The sequence below is a fragment of the Fibrobacter sp. UWB2 genome (assembly GCF_002210425.1).
GTDB lineage: Bacteria > Fibrobacterota > Fibrobacteria > Fibrobacterales > Fibrobacteraceae > Fibrobacter > Fibrobacter elongatus.
The window spans coordinates 395,543-412,630 of the sequence record NZ_MWQK01000005.1 but is presented as its reverse complement, the minus strand read 5'-3'; the positions used below and the strand labels follow the sequence as shown (position 1 = coordinate 412,630).

Here is a 17,088-nt window from a genome sequence, read left to right as displayed (position 1 = left end):
TTCTAAGTTCTAAGTTCTATTTTTCTAAATTTGCCCCCGTATGAAATATTCCATCCCTGATTCAGTGCTTTTGAAAGCGGCCAGTGAATACGGCACCCCGCTTTGGATTTATGACCGTGCGACGATTGAACGTGCTGTAAAGGACGTGCAGGTTTTTGACACTGTGCGCTTTGCCCAAAAGGCATGCCCGAACCTCTCTGTGGTTTCGCTCATCCGCAAGCTTGGCTGCGTTGTCGACGCCGTCTCCGCTGGTGAAATTGTGCGCGCCCTCAAGGCCGGCTTCAAGGGTGGACAGCAGAAGGGCAAGGTTCCTGAAATTGTCTACACTGCCGATATCTTCGACCGCGATGCTCTCGAACTCGTGAAGAAGTACGACATCGCCGTGAACGTGGGCTCTCCGGACATGATTCAGCAGCTCGCTGATTTTGGCGTGAAGTCTGAACTCACCATCCGCGTGAATCCGGGCTTTGGCCATGGTCACTCCCGCAAGACGAATACCGGTGGCGACCTTTCCAAGCACGGCATTTGGCACGAACAGATTAAGGACTGCATCAAGCTCGCCCAGAGCAACGGCATGTGGATTACCGGTTTGCACATGCACATCGGTTCCGGCACGGATTTTGAACACTTGGCCCAGGTTTGCGATGCCATGGTGGACGCTAGCCGTCACCTCGGTTCTCACCTCCGCACGATTAGCGCTGGTGGTGGCCTCCCGATTCCGTATCACGAAGAAGAAAAGGGCAACCGCATTGACGTGAAGGCTTACTATGATTTGTGGGATAACGCCCGCAAGCGTATCCAGCAGAGCATTGGTCATGATGTCCATCTCGAAGTGGAACCGGGCCGTTACCTTGTTGCAGAAAGCGGCTACCTCGTTGCGGAAATTCGTGCCGTGAAGAAGCAGGGAAATAATTTGTTCTACTTGCTCGACGCTGGCTTTACCGATCTCGTTCGCCCGAGCTTCTACGGTAGCTACCATGCTATTTCTGTGGTTGCCCGTGACGGTCGTGAACTGAACGAAACTGTTGACGCTGTTGTCGCAGGCCCGCTTTGCGAATCCGGTGACGTGTTCACGCAGGAAGAAGGTGGCTTTGTCGTGACTCGCAAGCTCCCGAAGGCTCAGGTTGGTGATTTGCTGATTCTCCATGATGCCGGTGCTTACGGTGCCGCCATGAGCAGCAACTACAACAGCCGTCGCTACGCTGCCGAAACGATGTACACGAAGGGTGAAATCAAGCTCGTTCGTGAACGCCAAACTTTCGAACAATTGCTGCAAAACGATCGCATTATTGAATTGTAAGCGTTGGATGTCATGCCGGACGCAGTTCCGGCATTGCCACATTTCCTTTGCATTCGTCACCCCGGCGTTTGTTCCCTGTCATGCCCCACTCCGATGGGGCATCTCCTTTTTCCTAGCCAAGTCCATACTCAATTTACTACCTTTGGTCTCGGAAATAAGACTATGGGTAATTTACGCGCTATTCTCATGCCGGTCGCCATTCTCGCCGGCATCCTCATTCCTCAGGCGCACTTTCTGTCGCCGCTCTTGCCGTTCACTATCGGCATTATGATGTTCCTTACGTTCGTGACGAAAATTCCGCCGCAGACGCATGGTTACACGTTCAAGATTGAAGCCCGCGCGTTTATCGCAAGTCTCGTGATTATCGCTGCCCTCTGGGGCGTTGTGGAACTTTTCCACTTGCCGCGTGAAGTACTTTTGGGCGGTGCGATTATTGCGCTTTGCCCGCCTGCGAATGCGGCACCTGCAATGGCAAAAATGCTTGGTGGCAGTGCTTCCTTGGCACTCAAGATTTTCCTCAGCGGTAACCTGATTGCGTGCTTTAGCATTCCGGTGATCTTTGGCTATTTGACGGGCGCCGAGGCGGACCTCTCTGAAATCGCGATGAAAATTTTCAATACGATCCAGCCGATTATCAGCATTCCGCTGGCGTTTGCGTTTGGGCTCCGTAACTTTTATCCGGAACTTGCTGACCGTGCCGCGAAATACCAGAAGTACACGATGTTCGTATGGACGTTTTCGGTGTTCATTATTTTGTCCAAGGCAAGCTTCGATATTCGCGAGATGGGCTTTGCCGACTTGTGGAATAGCGGAAAGCTCCCGCTGATGGCTGCGGTTTCGCTTGTGCTTTGTCTTTTGCAGTTTTGGCTTGGATGGGTTTGCGAACGCGGTCGCCGTCCGATTGAAGGCTCGCAGAGCATGGGGCAAAAGAATACGACGCTTGTCATCTGGGTTTCTAGCCTTTACGCGGGCCCGGTGGTGGCGCTCGCCCCGACTTGCTACGTTGTATGGCAGAACCTCGTGCTCAGTTACATGACCGCAAAAATCAAGCCGAAAAAAGATAGTTAGAACTTAGAATTTAGATCTTAGAACTTAGAATATTTCTGAAATCAAAATGTCATGCCCTGCTCCGACAGGGCATCTCCTTTTTTATATCGAGATGGTGATGCCCGCATTCGCGGGCATGACAAAATGAAATTTGTTCATCGTCACATACAAGAAAATTTTTAAACTTTTCTTTACTTTTTGCTTACGACCGCTTTATATTTATACACATGGTGTATTCGAAGCTGGTTTCATCTTTGATTGCCTTTGTTGCAATCCTTTTTGTGTCATTCTTTGTGCGTGACTGGTATGTGCTGCATCAGTGCGGTGCTGTTCAGTCGTGTCTAGATTCTACCAGCGATTTTCAGAACATCACAAAGTTTATTGTAACCTTTATTGCAACGCTACTTGCGTTTATGATTGGCAGACGTTCAGTCACTAGGCGCGACCGCTTCTTTTTGCAGATGAGTTTCTTGATGATTCTTTGTGCCGACTTTTGTTTTAAAATCCTGTACAATTATTTTGGCACGCCTGAAACTCGAGAAAATTTTATCACGCTTGGCATCGGCTTTTTCTTCATGGCGCAGATGATTTTAATTTATCGACATTCGCGTACAAAGAATACGGACTGGTCGTTCCCATGGATTTACTGTATCCCGCTTGCGGCTGTAGTTGCGATGCTTTTCCTTGCATATTTCAAGGTCCTTGAATCTGTAATGCTCATGGCGGTTCTCGCGTACGCGCCTACGCTTTTGTGCTCGCTCTATATGGCGTGCAGAGCGACAACGCTAGGCTTTTTCCCGGAGAAAAATGCGTTCCTCATCATGTTCGGGATGATTTTCTTTACGTGCTGCGATGCACTCACGGGAATTTCGCTCCTTACGGGGGCGGACCATTCGACCCGTGAAATCTTGGCGGTTGTGTCGAATAACTTTATTTGGCTCTTCTACGTTCCGGCCATTATTTTCCTTGCTTTGAGCGGATATCGCCGCAACGTTTAGACCCGCATGGTTGGCTCTCTTTCCCTAAAATTCTATTATTTCCTCGTTCAAAGAGGTCATAATGATTATTGATTTAAAAGGCATGGAGACGACTGTTCTCCCGAATTTTAAGGGTGGCGAAAAAGAATACAAGGCCAAGATGTATTTCGACGGCACGACGCGCATTATGCACGGCACGCTCGAAGCTGGTGCATCTATCGGTTTTCACAAGCACGAAACCAACAGCGAAATTATGTTCTTTGTCTCGGGCAAGGGCAAGGTTCTTTTTGATGACGGCGTGGAATACGTCGAAGCAGGCCAGTGCCATTTCTGCCCGAAGGGCCATTCCCACAGCTTGATAAATGAAGGTCCGGAAGATCTCGTCTTTTATGCGACGGTCCCGGAGCTTGGCTAAGTTTAATTTATTGGAGAAAATATGTCTAAACTGATGCGTTCTATTTCTGGTATCCGCGGAATAGTTGGTGATACCCTTACTCCGCAGATCTTGCAGAGCCACGTGCGTGCATTCCTCGAAATCACGAAGGCAAAACGCGTGGTGATTGGTCGCGATAGCCGCCCCACAGGTGATGCCATCGTGCAGTTTGTTGCTGGTATTTGCCGCCTTTCTGGCGTGGATGTGGTGGATGTGGGCCTTTCGACGACTCCGTCCGTGGAACTTTTGACGACGCATTTCAAGGCTGATGCGGGCATCATCATTACCGCTAGCCATAACCCGCTCGAATGGAACGCTCTCAAGTTCCTCAACAACAAGGGTCTTTTCCTCGGTCCGGATGATGTGAAGCAGCTCTTTGCTCTCGCTGATGCTAACCAGTTCAGCTATCCAGATTACCGCACGATGGGCAAGTACGAAGTTGCCCCGGATGCCGATGGCATTCATATCGATGGCACGCTTAAGATTCCGTTCGTGGATGTCGAAGCCATCAAGGCCAAGCATTTCAAGGTCGCTGTCGATGCTGTGAATGGTGCCGGTAGCTTTATTGTGCCGCGTCTCTTGGAACAGCTCGGTTGCGAAGTTGTTCGCGTTCATTGCAGCCCGGATGGCACGTTCCCGCGCGGAGCAGAACCGATTCCTGAAAACCTCGGTGATTTGCGCAAGGCTGTCAAGGATAACGGCTGTGCTGTTGGCTTTGCCGTGGATCCGGATGCAGACCGCTGCGCTCTCGTCGATGGTTTGGGACAAAGTATCGGTGAAGAATACACGCTCGCGATTGCAACGGACGAAGTGCTTGCCCAGAAGAAGGGTAGCGTTTGCGTGAACCTCTCCACGAGCCGCATGAACGAAGATGTTGCCGCCAAGTACGGTTGTGAATTCAGCCGCGCCAAAGTCGGTGAAATCAACGTTAGCCTCCAGATGATCGAAAACGGTTGCGTCATCGGTGGCGAAGGTAATGGCGGTGTGATTCTCCCGGCACTCCACTACGGTCGCGATAGCCTCGTGGCTGCAGCACTTGTGCTTAGCTGGATGGCCCACCACAACGGCGGTCCGGAAAAGTTCGTGGCTGAAAATCCGGCTTACGTGATGCCGAAGAAAAAGTTCGAACTCGGCGACAAGAAGGTTGCTGACATTCTCCCGAAGGTCAAGGCAGAATTTGCCGGCTGGAAGACGGATGAACGCGACGGTCTCTGGCTCGGGAGTGAAAAGTCCTGGGTGCATGTGCGCGCCAGCAACACGGAACCCGTGATCCGCGTGATTGCCGAAGCTCCGACTGCTGAAGAAGCTGAGACTCTTTGTAGTAAAGTCGAAAAATTGATTTAGTCGCAAACAACAAATTAAACCAAAAGGGCTCGCCGTTTCCGGCGAGCCCTTGAACATTAGAGAGTGTATAGGAAATCTTTAGAACTGTTCAAAGAACTTGTGGACTTCTTCAGGAACCCAAGTGCTTTCCCAGTTCCAGCCAACGCCCATGTTACCGGTGTCGTGAGCGGTCCACTGATGGTCACCCGGCCAGCTGCACCACTTGATGGGGAAGCGTTCGTCGACGGTCGTAAAGTCGTAGCAGACGTGTCCGGTATTGCCGCTCACTTCCTTGGGCTTTTCGGAGCTTGCGTCGGTGAAGTCGCCATTGGCGTCGGCCTTGCCGTTACGCTTGAGGATTCTCGGGAGGGCGCTGTTCTTGGCGCGGTTGTAATCGCATCTGCCGTCGTTTTTGCCGTGAACGTTCATCCAGGCGATCGGCAAGTTCTTCATGTTGTTGCCTTCGGGGAGCCAAATGTTGTAGTCAGCGACTGCGTAGGTGGCTGCAGCGCGGACGCGGCTCTGCATGTCTTGCATGAGTGAGTAGCTGAACATGGCGCCAAAGCTAAAGCCTGTAATGAACACGCGGCTCGTATCAATGCAGTAGTTGTCGTTCAAAGTCGTGAGTGTCTGTGCAAAGAAATCGTGGTCGCCTTGTCCCTTGGTCCAAAGGCCGCCAATGGCGTCAAGCGAAACGAAGATGTAGTCGCCGTTCTTGTCGAGCACTTGCTGGCCGTAGTACGGAGTCGGATGGTCGTAGTCTGCTTTGTGATGCACGAAGTCTTCACCGCGGCTACCGTAGCAGTGGAGTGCAAAGAGAACCTTGTGCGGTTTCTTGTTGTCGTAGTTCTTCGGCAAGGTGATAAAGTAATCGCGGGTGTCGCTACCGACTTTGATTTGGAACTGGTCGCCGTTTTCGACGCTCTTGACTTTCTTCAGTGTGGAATTGGTGCCGCAGCCCTTACTCGGGGTCGGTGCGTTCTTCAAGGCGTAACCGAATTTGAACGTCGGTTCGGGAGGAATGGTCTTCGAGAGCTTCACGTCAACGGTTGTGTCGAGCGTTCCGAGCGGCACGGTGAGCGTGTCATAGCCTTCGAATGTAAAGCGGAGTGCTTCGTCCTTGGCGGCATCCTTCATGAGGGCGCTTGCTTGCGAGCCGAAAGAACTTGTAAAGCTGTCGTCCGTCGTAAACTTGAAATTCTGCTTGGCGTTACCGACAGAGACCTGTGCAAAGTAAGTACCGCGTGCGCTGAGTCCTTTGCTTAAATCATACGTGCCTGCGCCCTGCAATGTCTTTTTGAAAATCTGGTGGCCGAGCGAGTTGTAAATCTTCACCTGCACGGGCGAGGTGCTGCTCTGGGAGTAAGAAAGGATACCGTTGTTGACGCTGACAAATCCGACGGCGTTTCTGAAACCCGGATGGATGCCCACTTCGTCTTCCTGGATGGTGAATTTACCCTTGTCGTCTGTCGTGGCGTTCTTGCCTTCTTTGAGTAAGTCAACCGAGACACCTTTGAGTGCCTTGCCGTCGTTGTCAGAAACGGTTCCCGTGATTGTGTATGCCGATGCCATCCCGCACAAGGCAAAACACGCGGCCGTAAATAGATTGGGCGCTTTAATCATACGTACTCCTTTTACCAAACTCCTAAGACACACCTCACTATAAACTAATTTAATTCCAGATGTGATGAATGTTACGCGTTTGCGCTCCATGTTTATGGATGAATTGTCTATAAAATGATTTTTACAAGTCCCGCTAAGGTTGGCGATGCCGAAGGGCCGGAATGCGCGGGCATGACAGAAAAAAGCGGCTCCTGGGGAGGAACCGCTTTTGGGTAGAGAGCTGATTTATGAAATTCGTTTATGATTAGAACTGTTCGAAGAACTTGTGAGCTTCTTCAGGAACCCAAGTGTTCTGCCAGCCCTGTCCGGTACCCGTGTTGGGGCCGTCATGTGCTGTCCACTGGTGTTCGCCGTTCCAGCTGCACCACTTGACCGGGAAGCGTTCGTCGACATTCTTGAAATCATAGCAGAGGTGGCCTGCAGTGCCGTTGAATTCTTGCGGCTTTTCGGAACTTGCGTCGGTGAAGTTGCCGTTTGCATCGGCCTTGCCGTTACGCTTGAGAATTCTCGGGAGGGCGCTGGTCTTGGCGCGGTCGTAGTTGCACACGCCGTCTCTCTTGCCGTGTACGCCCATCCAGGCGATAGGCAAGTTCTTGGCGTCATAACGACCTGTTCCTGCAGACGGGAGCCAAATGTTGTAGTCTGCAGTTGCGTAGACGGCTACAGCGCGGAGTCTTTCTTGCAAGTCCTGAGCGAGAGAGTTCGTGAACATGGCGCCGAAGCTAAATCCTGTGGCGAAAACGCGAGTCGTATCAACGCAGTAGTTGTCGAACATCGTGGTAATCATTTCGTCAACGAACTGGTGGTCATCCTTTCCGTTCCAGGTTCCGTTATCGTTACCCTGAGGTGCTACGAAGATGTAGTCGCCGTTCTTGTCCAGTTTCTGCTGGCCATAATACGGAGTCGGATGGTCGTAGTCCGGATTATGGTGCACGAAGTCTTCTGCCTTAGATCCCATGCAGTGGTTTGCAATAAGGAGCTTGTGTGGCTTGGTGTTGTCGTAATTGTTTGGCAAGGTGATGAAGAATGTGCGATTCTTTCCTCCAACATTAATGGAGAACTGTTCGCCATTTTCGACCTTTCTGTTGGATCTCAAGCTGGAAGCCTTGCCGCACCCTTTACTCTTGCGCGGTTCGTTCTTGAGGGCATAGCCGAATTTGAAGGTCTGTTCTGCCGGTACGCTCTTCGTGAGCTTCACGTTGAGGTTTGTGTCAAGCGTGTTGAGTGCGATGGTGAGCGTGTCGTAGCCATCGAGGACAAAGCGGATGGCTTCACCTTTCTGGGCGTCCTTCATAAGTGCGCCTGCTTGCGTGCCGAAGGAACTGCTGAAGCTTCCGTCTGTCGTGAACTTGAATTTTTGCGTAGCAGAACCGACCGAGACCTGTGCAAAGTAGGTGCCGCGTGCCTTGATGCCCTTGCTCAAGTCATACGTGCCGGAGCCCTGCAACGTCTTCTTGAAAACCTGGTTGCCGAGCGAGTTGTAAATCTTTACCTGAACAGGCGAGGTGCTGCTCTGGGAGTAAGAGAGAATGCCGTTGTTGACGCTGATGTATCCGACTGCGTTTCTGAAGCTCGGGTTGATGCCTACTTCTTCTTCGTCTTCATGGATGGTGAATTTACCCTGGTCGTCTGTCTTTGTGGTCTTGCCTTCCTTGAGCAAGCTGACGTCAACGTCCTTGATAAGTTTGCCCTGATCGTCGGAAACGGTTCCGCTAATCGTGTAGGCAAATGATGTGGTACATAAAGCCGCAACGCATGCTGCGGTAACGAACGAAAGACGTTTCGCTTTCATCGAGCACTCCTTTTTGAAATCCAAAAATTTCTCTCTGGACCTCTTAACCCAATCCTAATTTATTTTCCAAAAAGAAAATAATCTCTTATGTAAATATATTGTTATGGACATTTTGTCAAGAACCTTGGACAAAGAACTGATTTTGTAAGAAATTTGTAAACTTTGGACGGGTCAAGTTAAATTCTATATATACGCTCATGAACCACATTGCAATTTTTATCGACGCAGAGAACTTGACCAACTGGGTCAAAAATAACGGTGTACAGTCGCTCATGGACGAACTTTTGCCGCTCGGGCAGATTGTCGTGCGCAAGGCGTATGGCAAATGGTCCACGCCACAGCTGATCCCGTTGCAGTCCGCGCTCAATGAAAATGGTTTTGAACTCGTGCACACGTTCCACCCGGTGAGCGGTAAGAATTCGACGGACATCAAGATGACGGTCGATACGATGGAAGTGGCGCTCGATTCCCAGGTGCAGTGGATTGTGCTTGCTACGGGTGATTCCGACTTTTCGCCGCTTTTCCGCAAGCTGCGTGAACAGGGCAAGGAAGTGATTGGCGTGGGACCCAAGTCCCCGCTGAGCGAATGCGTCAAGAATTCATGCTCCCGCTACATTTACACGGACGATGCGGCCCCAGCCGATGACGATTCCGGCGATGAAGTCGCCGATGCCAAGGAACGCGCAAACCTGATTGTTTCCGAGAAAATCGATTCCATGGAAATGCTCCGTAGCGTTTTGCAAAAAGAAGATGGCCCGATTGCTCTTGCGGCGATCAAGCCCAAGATGCTCGGACTCGATAATGCATTTAACGAAAAACGCCTCGGTTTCAAGACGTTCAAGGATTTCGTGAAGTCCGCTGACTTTGTTCAAATGACGGATGTGGGCGGCGGTTCATACATGGTCGCACTTGCCGAGCAGAAAGTCGCTGTCGAAGAAGATGCGCAGATGGTTTTGGCAAAGGCGCTTAAGCGTAAGGGCTGGGATATGTTCCCGCGCAATATGCTCAAGAAGATTTATGCCGAAGCTTGCGACCTCACTTCGTTTGTTCCAATGAACAAGCAGGATCTGGTTCAGGAAATTGTTGCAAAGAATATTGCCGGTACGACGAGCAGCATTATCAACCGCGCGCTGAGCACGTTCTTCAAGGCGAAACTCGTGACGATCAGTGGTGGCGATGACAAGCTCTGGACGCTTACCGAGACAAACCAGTACTGGAAAGAAATTGACAAGGCGATGCTTGACAGGCTCCGCGTGAGCCTCAAGGAGACCGGTCAAAAGGTCCCCAAGAAAGATATCATCGCTATTTTGTACGGAAAGTACGCTGAAGGCGAAGCCGAAAAACTCGTGTAGCGGCTACGCCTTTCGCATTGTCATTCCCGCCTTGAGCGGGAATCACCTTTTTAATCTAGCTTTCCTTGATACAGATCAAGAAGGTTGCGGGCCAAGAGGCTTGTGTACTTGGCGTTCGTGAGCGTGGATTGTGCGCTTTCGAGGCGATTCTTCTGCGTGAGGTAATCGGTGTACGTGAGGGCGCCTACGTTACGCTGTTCTTCGGCGACCTGCAAGGCTTCGTTTTCCGCTTCGACCTGGAGGATTGCCGCCTTCCACTGCATGTCGGCGCTGAGTGCGTTCAGGTAAAGCTTTTCGATATTGTTTTCGAGCGTTTTTGCCTGTTCCTTCAAAGCGACCTGACTTTCTGTTTCGCTAATCTGCGCCTGCAAGACTTTGTTCTCGGTTGCACCGCCGTCGATAATCGGGATGTTGATGTTCAACGAAACGCTGTGCGAGTAGCCGTTTTTGAGCTGGCTTCCGTACTTTCTGGATTCCCAGGCCTGGAGGCCGGTGCTTGCGCTTGCGCCGAGCGAGACCTTGATGGACTTGCCCTTGCCTGCAATTTCGGTGTTCTTCTTTGCGACCTGGATGGCGAGGCTGTCAGACTTTAATCCCGGATTTGTTTCCGTGGCTGTGGACTGGAGCTCATTGAGGGTCGGAATCGGCGTGAGAGCGTCCGGTGTCTGGATTTCGGTTTCCGGAGCGGAGATCTCGAACGCTTCGCTTTCCGGGAGTTCCAAGAGCTGGCGGAGAGTCGTCTTTGCGGTATTCACGCTCAGCTGAGCTGCGAGCTGGGACGCTTCCTTCTGGAGCACGTTTGCCTGCGACTGTGTCAAGTCTTTCTTGGTGATGGAGCCTGCTTCGAACAGCGTGTTGTAGTGCTCGAATTCGGCCTTCGCCAGTTCGACGGTTGCGTCTGCGGTGTGCAACTTTTCGATTGCGGCGAGCAAGTTCATGTAGGCGTTCAAGACGCTTTCTTGCACGGAGCGCTCGGTTTCCTTTGTTGAAAGGCGCGTCGCTTCCTTGTTGATTTCATTTGCTTGGATGGAAAGTCTCGTAGAGCCACCGTCCCAGAGCGTGTAAGAAGCGCTAAGGCCTGCGTTTAAGCGGTAATGGTCTTGCGGACCGTCTCTGAACGGGGAATCGTAAAGGGTATTGCCGATGCTTGCGGAAAGCGTGGGGTAGTTTCCGACTTTCGCCTGTTCGAGGCTCACATCAGCTTTCTGTTCGCGGAGCTTTGCGGATTCGAGCTTGAGGCTCTTTTCTTTGGCCTGCTTGAGGCATGCGCTTAAGGTCCAAGAACCATCAGCGAAAACGAGCGATGCTGACGCAAAAATACCGAGAACGATTGCTTTTCTGTAATTCATACCTTTTAGATGCCCCAGCTATATATTTTGGTTGCGTGAATTTTAAGATAGCAAATTTGTACAAACACAAAAAGGCTTCCTTGCGGAAGCCTTTTCGAATGGACGGTACTGGATTTGAACCAGTGACCTCTGCCGTGTGAAAGCAGCGCTCTAAACCAACTGAGCTAACCGTCCGAGGTGAGAGCAAATATAGAAAAGCTATTGAAGATTGTCAAGTGATGTTGAGTTATTAGTTTTGAGTTACTAGATAAATTCGTTTCTATTAACTAGTAGCTATTGACTAGTAACTGCGGCGAAGCCGCATTAAAGGAACTTGTCTTCGGCGGCGCGGAGAATGGTGAGGAACTCTGCCGGGGTCTTGGAGGCAATGAGGTCCTTGCGCACGTTGCCGTCAGCGAGGAGGCGGCTCACGGAAGAAAGTGCCTTGAGGTGCGGGCCGACTGTATTGCCTGGGCTCACGATGAGGATGAGCAAATAAACCGGTTCACCGTCAAAGGACTGGAAGTCCAGGCCCTTTTCGATGGTAGCGGCGACCATGCACATGCGGTCGACGTAGTCAATCTTGGCGTGGGGGACAGCAAGACCGCAACCGATGCCCGTGGAACGGCTCTGTTCGCGCGTCCAGATGGCTTCAAAGATTTCGTCGCGGTGGTCAAGTTTGTAGGCGCTGCAAAGAGTATCTACCAATTCGTTAAGAATGGCTTCCTTAGTTTCGCTGGAAGAGTTAATCAAGATGCAATTATCTACAAATCTTTCAGAAAGTCGCATGATTTATTATGTTCCTTTTTGTGTATCTGTCAAACAACCATTTTAGAATAATTATTGCGGTTTGGTAAGATTTATATCTAAAATATGTTTAAAAAAGAAGATAATTCTAGCTGTGAAGTGGTATTTTCGAGCCTGTCGATGGCTTTTTTCATGAGTGCAACGTCAATTTGGCCGGGGGCGGCCGCCTTTCCGATGGAACCGTAAGTGAGGTTTGCGCCCTCCTTCAAAGACCAAATTCGGCTGATTTTTCCGGTTTCGCCCATGCCGAATGCGGCGATGAACTTGAACCCTTTTGCCCTTTTGGCGAACTTGTAGAGGCGCGTGCAGTCGTCTTCGGAGTTGCTCATGGCGGCGATTTTGATGCCGTCTGCCTTGACTCGTTTGACGTCGGTGAGGTAGTTCTTGAGTTCGAGGTCGCTCGGGATGCGGGTGAAGTTGTGCTCGGAAATGAGGATCTTCACGCCCTTTGGGGTAGCAAGTTCGCGGAGCTTGTCATAGTCGTGCAAGCAGTCGCGTTCAAGGTCCAGCCATTCCGGGACGTCCGATGCGTTAAGAATTTGTTCGAAAAGTCCGAGGCGCTCGATGGCTCGTGCATCGGGGAATGTACCGCCATCACGCTTGAGGCGGATTGTGCCGAGCTGAATTGCGTTCGGGACGAGCTTGCGGATTCTTGCTGAAAGCCCTGTCCATTCGGATTCGTCAAAAAAGTCGTAGCGGATTTCGAGGATGTCGCAGCTTTCGTAGTCAATGCGCGCCGGGTGGAGTTCTTCGCTCTCGGCGGCGGTAAGCGTTTCGGGACTCACGAGCCCGACTAGGTATTTTTGAGAATCTGTTGGCATGGTGGTGCAAATTTAGCAACTCTCTAATAATAGTTGACTAATGACCAATGACGAACGATAATATATTGAATTTTCTACATTATAATAGAACAAAAGGAATTTTTATGGCAGATTGTAACGAAAACAAAGAAAAGCAGACCCCGGACATGCTCAAGAAGGCTGAAGAATACCTCGCCTCCAAGCGCAGAATTTTCTTGTGGGGTGGTGTCGATGACGAAAGTGCCGAACGCATTGTGAAGCAGCTCCTGTACCTGGATTCTTTGAATCACGAAGACATTATTTTCTTCATCAACAGCCCGGGTGGCGTGATTTCTAGTGGTCTTGCCATTTACGACTGCATGAACGCTATTGAAAGTGATGTCGTGACGGTTTGCTGTGGACAGGCTGCCTCGATGGGTGCCGTGCTCCTCACTGCCGGTGCAAAGGGCAAGCGCGCTGCATGGCCGAACGCCCGCATCATGATCCACCAGCCGCTCATTCATGGCGAGATTGTCGCCCCTGCAAGCGATATCCAGATTCAGGCCGAAGAAATGCTTCGTATCCGTGGCATCACGGGCAAGATTCTTGCTGAAACTTCTGGTCACACGATTGAACAGATTGACCGCGATACCGAACGCGACAACTTTATGTCTGCCGAAGAGGCCAAGGCTTACGGTCTCGTGGATAAAGTCGAGAGTATTATCTAATGGGTTTATTTTCTGCAATTAAGAGTGGCCTTGCCAAGACCCGCGACGCTCTCCTCGGGGAGTTGAAGGGGATTGTCGGTGCCGGTAAGATTACGGACGAGACGCTCGAAGAACTCGAAGAGCATCTCATCAAGGCTGATGTCGGCGTCGAAGCGGCATTCCTTTTGACGGATGCGCTCCGCGAAAACGCTTTGGGCAAGTCGCTTACGACAGAGCAGGTGCTCGACATCATGCGTAACGAAGCGGAACGCTTGCTCAAGGATCCTCCTCCGTTTGAACTCAAGGGCAAGCCGCATGTGGTGCTCGTGATTGGTGTGAACGGAGCAGGCAAGACGACGACAATCGGTAAGCTTGCCGCCCGCCTCAAGAACGAAGGCAAGAAGGTCATGATTGCCGCTTGCGATACGTTCCGTGCGGCTGCAATTGACCAGCTTGAAACATGGGCCGAACGCTCGGGTGCTGAATTCGTGAAGCATCAGGAAGGCTCCGACCCGGCTGCCGTGGCATACGATGCTTGCAGTGCGGCTGTCGCCCGTGGTTGCGATGTTGTCTTGATTGATACCGCTGGCCGTTTGCACAACAAAGACTACTTGATGGAAGAACTCAAGAAGATTGTTCGCGTCATCAAGAAGGTGAGCCCGGACATGCCGCATGACATGTGGCTTGTGATTGACGGCAACACCGGACAGAACACCATCAACCAGACGAAGATTTTCAACCAGAGCTTCCCTCTCACAGGTCTTGTGGTGACAAAGCTCGATGGAACCGCGCGTGGTGGCTCCGTGCTCTCGATTGCTAGTTCGTTGCAAATTCCGATCCGCTGGGTCGGCATGGGCGAACGCATCGACCAGCTCGTGGAATTCAACAAGCGCGACTACGTTGACGGTCTCTTCGAAAACGCTCTAGAAAACAGGGAGTAGTCTATTGCTCTCGAAGCTTCGCGCAATCTTTGCATTTCTGCATTCGGCTATCTATGTGATTGCCCTCGTCGTTGGGGTGGTCATTTTGGCGTTGTTCATTTTTTCGAAGACGCCCGAGAATACCGATGACCACCTTGTGTCTGCGTTTGTAGAAATGCGAGTTGCCGAACAGCTTTATGGTGGCGATTCTCCCATGGGGCGCCTTGTGCGTCGCGATGTGTTGAAGAAGTACGGCTACACCCGCGAGGAGTTCCTCAAGGCGACCGATGAACTTCTCGAAGACGAAAAGCGCTGGATGCCGTTCCAGTTGGCGGTTTCTGAAAGAATTGATTCGTTGTTGGGCATCCCTAAAGTGGTGCCGGTGCAAAAGAAGGGCAAAAAATGATGAGAGCGTGTTTGTGGGTTGTATTGGCGCTAAGCCTTGCGCTTTCTGCATTTGCGGCTCCTCCGCCGAAGCCTAAGCTTGTGCATTGGATGAACTACACCGAAGCATTGGAAAAGGCGAAAGATTCAAACAAGCTTATTTTTGTAGATCTTTATGCGGACTGGTGTGTGCCTTGCCGAATTATGGACGCAAACACTTATTCGGACCCGACGGTAGCATCGATCCTGAATACAAAGTTTATTCCGGTAAAGCTCGATGCCGATTCTCAGGATACGATTGTTTGTGATGGAAAACGCAAGACGGTGCAGCGTTGTTATTTTGACGTTTGGAACCTGAGTGTGCTGCCTGCATTTGTCCTTATTGCCCCGAAAGGGCTTTCAATTTTGACGATAAAGGATTCATTTACTGCTGAGGAAATGAAGTATTTGCTTTATCAAATTCTCGAGAAAGAGAAGGAGTGGATTTCGAAATGAGTGAAGACGTTCTCTTTTATGCTCAGATTGCATTCTGGGTTCTTTTGTTCTTGATTGTCCATTGCTATTTGCTGTTCCCGATGACGCTCCCGTTTGTGAGCGAAATCTTCAAGCGCAAAAAGAAGCCGGTGGATGGGGCCTCCGAACTCCCGACGGTGTCTATCCTGATTTCGGCATATAACGAAGAAGCGGTGATTGAACGCAAAATCCACAACATTCTTGAAATCGACTACCCCAAGGAAAAGCTGGAAGTCCTGATCGGCGATGACGGCTCTGCGGACAAGACGGCTGAAATTGTCGCCCGCTATGCCGACCAGGGAATTACTTTGGTCAAGGCACCGAAGAATGCGGGCAAGGCTGCCATGCTGAACCGCTTGCAGAAAATTGCAAAGAACGATATCCTCTTGTTCTGCGATGCAAATACGATGTTCTTCCCGAATGTGGTACGCAAGCTTGTGGACCCGTTCAAGGATAAAAAGATTGGTTGTGCTTGTGGTCACTTGATTCTTTCGGACAAGAGCGGAAGTGTGCTTGGCAAGGGCGAAAGCTCTTACTGGGATTTGGAAAGTGAAATCAAAAAGTTCGAGGGCGTGCTCGATCGTTTAATTGGCGGTAACGGTGCCCTTTATGCCATTCGCAAGGAACTTTATACGGAACTTCCGGTCAAGAAGAGCGTCATGGACGACTTCTTTGTGACGACGAAGATCTTGCAGAAGGGCTACTTCTGTACGTTTGTGGATAGCGCTATTGGTACGGAACAGACTTCGAAGGAATCGAGCGGTGAATACAGGCGCAAGGTGCGCATTGGCCGTGCGAACTTCAACTATTTGTTCTCTTACTTGCCGCTTTTGAATCCGTTCCGCCCGTTGCTGGCTTACCTGTTCTTCTCGCACAAGATTGTGCGCTGGTTCTCGCCGCATATCATTATTCTTTTGTACGTGGCAAATGCGTTCCTTTTGACGAAGGGCCTTTTCTACCAGGTTTCTTTTGGCTGCATGACGCTTGCGCTGCTTGTGGCGGTGACGCGAATCTTGCCGAGCGCCTATTACTTCTTGCTTATGAACCTCGCGATGCTCAAGGGATTCTTCCTTGCGTTTAAGCGTGAACGCAGTGGTGGCTGGGCTCGCGAAGCTCGCAGCGATGAGTAGTATTAGACGAAAGACCGCTACGCTGGTAGACGAGAGACGAAAGTATTGTGTCATCCTGAGCGAAGTGTAACGGAGTCGAAGGATCCAGTGATGTCTTGTTTCGTAGTGTCATCCCGCACTTGTTGCGGGATCGCCATCTCGTAAGTGAATAGAAATTATATATTAGAGTGTCGAGATATGAAGAAAATTTTGATAACATTACTTTTCGCACTTGCATTTGTCGCTACTCCGGCGAGCGCTTTTACAATGGATGCCCAAGGCGGTATCTGCAATAGCGTGAGCCACATGGGTGATTTCAACATGAGCTTCTATGGCCATTTGTGGTATCCGATTGACCAGATGGTTTTTGCTGGTGTTGGTGTTGGCTATGAGGAGCTCGACAACGTTGGGTATATTCCTGTTTCCGGAAGCCTCTGGGTGCGTCTCCCGATTGGTCGTACAGTGTTGCCGATTGCTACAGGCGATTTTGGCTATATGTTCGGCAAGGACGATCAGATGTTCTGGCGTGCCGGTGGCGGACTCGACATTAAGAATGGCGACCGCACGTCGATTATTGTTTCGACCGGTTACCAGTTCTTGAACCACTCCGGCGAAGGTTATTGGTACTTGCAAGCCGGCATTCTCATTGAGATGTAAAAAAAATGCCCGCTCATGGCGGGCATAACATTCTACT

Annotated in this window: 17 protein-coding genes and 1 tRNA gene; 12 read left to right on the top strand and 6 right to left on the bottom strand. The window is 50.8% G+C overall.

Annotated elements, in window-relative coordinates; all coding sequences use genetic code 11:
* Positions 1–40 precede the first annotated feature (40 nt).
* From lysA to glmM, 5 genes are all read left to right on the top strand, one after another.
* Complete coding sequence (lysA, locus tag B7982_RS11985) at positions 41–1,300, top strand: diaminopimelate decarboxylase (RefSeq protein WP_073425305.1); 1,260 nt, start codon at positions 41–43, stop codon at positions 1,298–1,300.
* Positions 1,301–1,462: 162 nt separating this feature from the next.
* Positions 1,463–2,368, top strand: a complete 906-nt coding sequence (locus B7982_RS11980) for a bile acid:sodium symporter (protein ID WP_088660951.1) — start codon at positions 1,463–1,465, stop codon at positions 2,366–2,368.
* 206 nt (positions 2,369–2,574) lie between these two features.
* Positions 2,575–3,345: a hypothetical protein gene (locus B7982_RS11975; RefSeq protein ID WP_088660950.1), complete on the top strand. Its 771-nt coding sequence runs from the start codon at positions 2,575–2,577 to the stop codon at positions 3,343–3,345.
* Positions 3,346–3,406: 61 nt separating this feature from the next.
* Positions 3,407–3,739: a cupin domain-containing protein gene (locus B7982_RS11970; RefSeq protein ID WP_088660949.1), complete on the top strand. Its 333-nt coding sequence runs from the start codon at positions 3,407–3,409 to the stop codon at positions 3,737–3,739.
* Positions 3,740–3,760: 21 nt separating this feature from the next.
* A complete protein-coding gene (gene glmM / locus B7982_RS11965) occupies positions 3,761–5,101 on the top strand; it encodes a phosphoglucosamine mutase (RefSeq protein ID WP_088660948.1) in 1,341 nt (446 codons plus the stop codon).
* Positions 5,102–5,179: 78 nt separating this feature from the next.
* Here glmM and B7982_RS11960 read toward each other — a convergent pair whose 3' ends face one another.
* Together B7982_RS11960 and B7982_RS11955 are read right to left on the bottom strand one after the other, a co-directional pair.
* The gene (locus B7982_RS11960) at positions 5,180–6,703 is read right to left on the bottom strand and encodes a T9SS type A sorting domain-containing protein (protein ID WP_088660947.1); all 1,524 of its coding nucleotides are present in this window, start codon (positions 6,701–6,703) and stop codon (positions 5,180–5,182) included.
* Positions 6,704–6,947: 244 nt separating this feature from the next.
* The gene (locus B7982_RS11955) at positions 6,948–8,495 is read right to left on the bottom strand and encodes a T9SS type A sorting domain-containing protein (RefSeq protein WP_088660946.1); all 1,548 of its coding nucleotides are present in this window, start codon (positions 8,493–8,495) and stop codon (positions 6,948–6,950) included.
* A gap of 197 nt (positions 8,496–8,692) precedes the next feature.
* On the opposite strand from B7982_RS11955, the gene B7982_RS11950 reads away from it, so the two are divergent.
* Positions 8,693–9,847 carry an NYN domain-containing protein gene (locus tag B7982_RS11950; protein ID WP_088660945.1) on the top strand — a complete coding sequence of 385 codons (1,155 nt, stop codon included), beginning with the start codon at positions 8,693–8,695 and terminating at the stop codon, positions 9,845–9,847.
* Positions 9,848–9,897: 50 nt separating this feature from the next.
* Here the strand turns inward: B7982_RS11950 and B7982_RS11945 are convergent, their stop codons facing one another.
* The 4 genes from B7982_RS11945 to B7982_RS11930 all read right to left on the bottom strand — a co-directional run bounded on the left by B7982_RS11945 (position 9,898) and on the right by B7982_RS11930 (position 12,803).
* Complete coding sequence (locus B7982_RS11945) at positions 9,898–11,196, bottom strand: TolC family protein (protein WP_088660944.1); 1,299 nt, start codon at positions 11,194–11,196, stop codon at positions 9,898–9,900.
* Between the two features lie 99 nt (positions 11,197–11,295).
* A tRNA-Val gene (locus B7982_RS11940) sits at positions 11,296–11,370 on the bottom strand.
* A 129-nt stretch (positions 11,371–11,499) separates the two neighbouring features.
* Positions 11,500–11,928 carry a PTS sugar transporter subunit IIA gene (locus tag B7982_RS11935; RefSeq protein ID WP_233138531.1) on the bottom strand — a complete coding sequence of 143 codons (429 nt, stop codon included), beginning with the start codon at positions 11,926–11,928 and terminating at the stop codon, positions 11,500–11,502.
* Between the two features lie 113 nt (positions 11,929–12,041).
* The gene (locus tag B7982_RS11930) at positions 12,042–12,803 is read right to left on the bottom strand and encodes a type I 3-dehydroquinate dehydratase (protein ID WP_088660943.1); all 762 of its coding nucleotides are present in this window, start codon (positions 12,801–12,803) and stop codon (positions 12,042–12,044) included.
* A gap of 104 nt (positions 12,804–12,907) precedes the next feature.
* Between B7982_RS11930 and B7982_RS11925 the strand changes: the two genes are divergently transcribed.
* The 6 genes from B7982_RS11925 to B7982_RS11900 all read left to right on the top strand — a co-directional run bounded on the left by B7982_RS11925 (position 12,908) and on the right by B7982_RS11900 (position 17,051).
* On the top strand, positions 12,908–13,489 hold the full coding sequence (locus tag B7982_RS11925; RefSeq protein WP_088660942.1) for an ATP-dependent Clp protease proteolytic subunit: 582 nt from the start codon (positions 12,908–12,910) through the stop codon (positions 13,487–13,489).
* The gene (ftsY, locus tag B7982_RS11920; RefSeq protein ID WP_085492103.1) at positions 13,489–14,409 is read left to right on the top strand and encodes a signal recognition particle-docking protein FtsY; all 921 of its coding nucleotides are present in this window, start codon (positions 13,489–13,491) and stop codon (positions 14,407–14,409) included. Before B7982_RS11925 ends, ftsY begins: the two co-directional genes overlap by 1 nt.
* Before the next feature lie 4 nt (positions 14,410–14,413).
* Positions 14,414–14,794 (top strand): hypothetical protein, encoded by a 381-nt coding sequence (locus tag B7982_RS11915; protein WP_088660941.1) that lies wholly within the window; start codon positions 14,414–14,416, stop codon positions 14,792–14,794.
* Positions 14,791–15,267 carry a DUF255 domain-containing protein gene (locus tag B7982_RS11910; protein WP_088660940.1) on the top strand — a complete coding sequence of 159 codons (477 nt, stop codon included), beginning with the start codon at positions 14,791–14,793 and terminating at the stop codon, positions 15,265–15,267. The genes B7982_RS11915 and B7982_RS11910 overlap by 4 nt, the downstream gene beginning before the upstream one ends.
* Positions 15,264–16,415, top strand: a complete 1,152-nt coding sequence (locus B7982_RS11905; protein ID WP_088660984.1) for a glycosyltransferase family 2 protein — start codon at positions 15,264–15,266, stop codon at positions 16,413–16,415. The genes B7982_RS11910 and B7982_RS11905 overlap by 4 nt, the downstream gene beginning before the upstream one ends.
* 177 nt (positions 16,416–16,592) lie before the next feature.
* Positions 16,593–17,051 (top strand): hypothetical protein, encoded by a 459-nt coding sequence (locus B7982_RS11900; protein ID WP_088660939.1) that lies wholly within the window; start codon positions 16,593–16,595, stop codon positions 17,049–17,051.
* The last annotated feature ends 37 nt before the right edge of the window (positions 17,052–17,088 follow it).

Coding starts and splice junctions, on each gene's coding strand:
- lysA (WP_073425305.1), top strand. CDS start 41: ATGAAATATTCCATCCCTGATTCAGTGCTTTTGAAAGCGGCCAGTGAA.
- B7982_RS11975 (WP_088660950.1), top strand. CDS start 2,575: ATGGTGTATTCGAAGCTGGTTTCATCTTTGATTGCCTTTGTTGCAATC.
- B7982_RS11925 (WP_088660942.1), top strand. CDS start 12,908: ATGGCAGATTGTAACGAAAACAAAGAAAAGCAGACCCCGGACATGCTC.
- B7982_RS11900 (WP_088660939.1), top strand. CDS start 16,593: ATGAAGAAAATTTTGATAACATTACTTTTCGCACTTGCATTTGTCGCT.
- B7982_RS11970 (WP_088660949.1), top strand. CDS start 3,407: ATGATTATTGATTTAAAAGGCATGGAGACGACTGTTCTCCCGAATTTT.
- B7982_RS11930 (WP_088660943.1), bottom strand. CDS start 12,803: ATGCCAACAGATTCTCAAAAATACCTAGTCGGGCTCGTGAGTCCCGAA.
- B7982_RS11960 (WP_088660947.1), bottom strand. CDS start 6,703: ATGATTAAAGCGCCCAATCTATTTACGGCCGCGTGTTTTGCCTTGTGC.
- glmM (WP_088660948.1), top strand. CDS start 3,761: ATGTCTAAACTGATGCGTTCTATTTCTGGTATCCGCGGAATAGTTGGT.
- B7982_RS11905 (WP_088660984.1), top strand. CDS start 15,264: ATGAGTGAAGACGTTCTCTTTTATGCTCAGATTGCATTCTGGGTTCTT.
- B7982_RS11955 (WP_088660946.1), bottom strand. CDS start 8,495: ATGAAAGCGAAACGTCTTTCGTTCGTTACCGCAGCATGCGTTGCGGCT.
- ftsY (WP_085492103.1), top strand. CDS start 13,489: ATGGGTTTATTTTCTGCAATTAAGAGTGGCCTTGCCAAGACCCGCGAC.
- B7982_RS11980 (WP_088660951.1), top strand. CDS start 1,463: ATGGGTAATTTACGCGCTATTCTCATGCCGGTCGCCATTCTCGCCGGC.
- B7982_RS11950 (WP_088660945.1), top strand. CDS start 8,693: ATGAACCACATTGCAATTTTTATCGACGCAGAGAACTTGACCAACTGG.
- B7982_RS11945 (WP_088660944.1), bottom strand. CDS start 11,196: ATGAATTACAGAAAAGCAATCGTTCTCGGTATTTTTGCGTCAGCATCG.
- B7982_RS11910 (WP_088660940.1), top strand. CDS start 14,791: ATGATGAGAGCGTGTTTGTGGGTTGTATTGGCGCTAAGCCTTGCGCTT.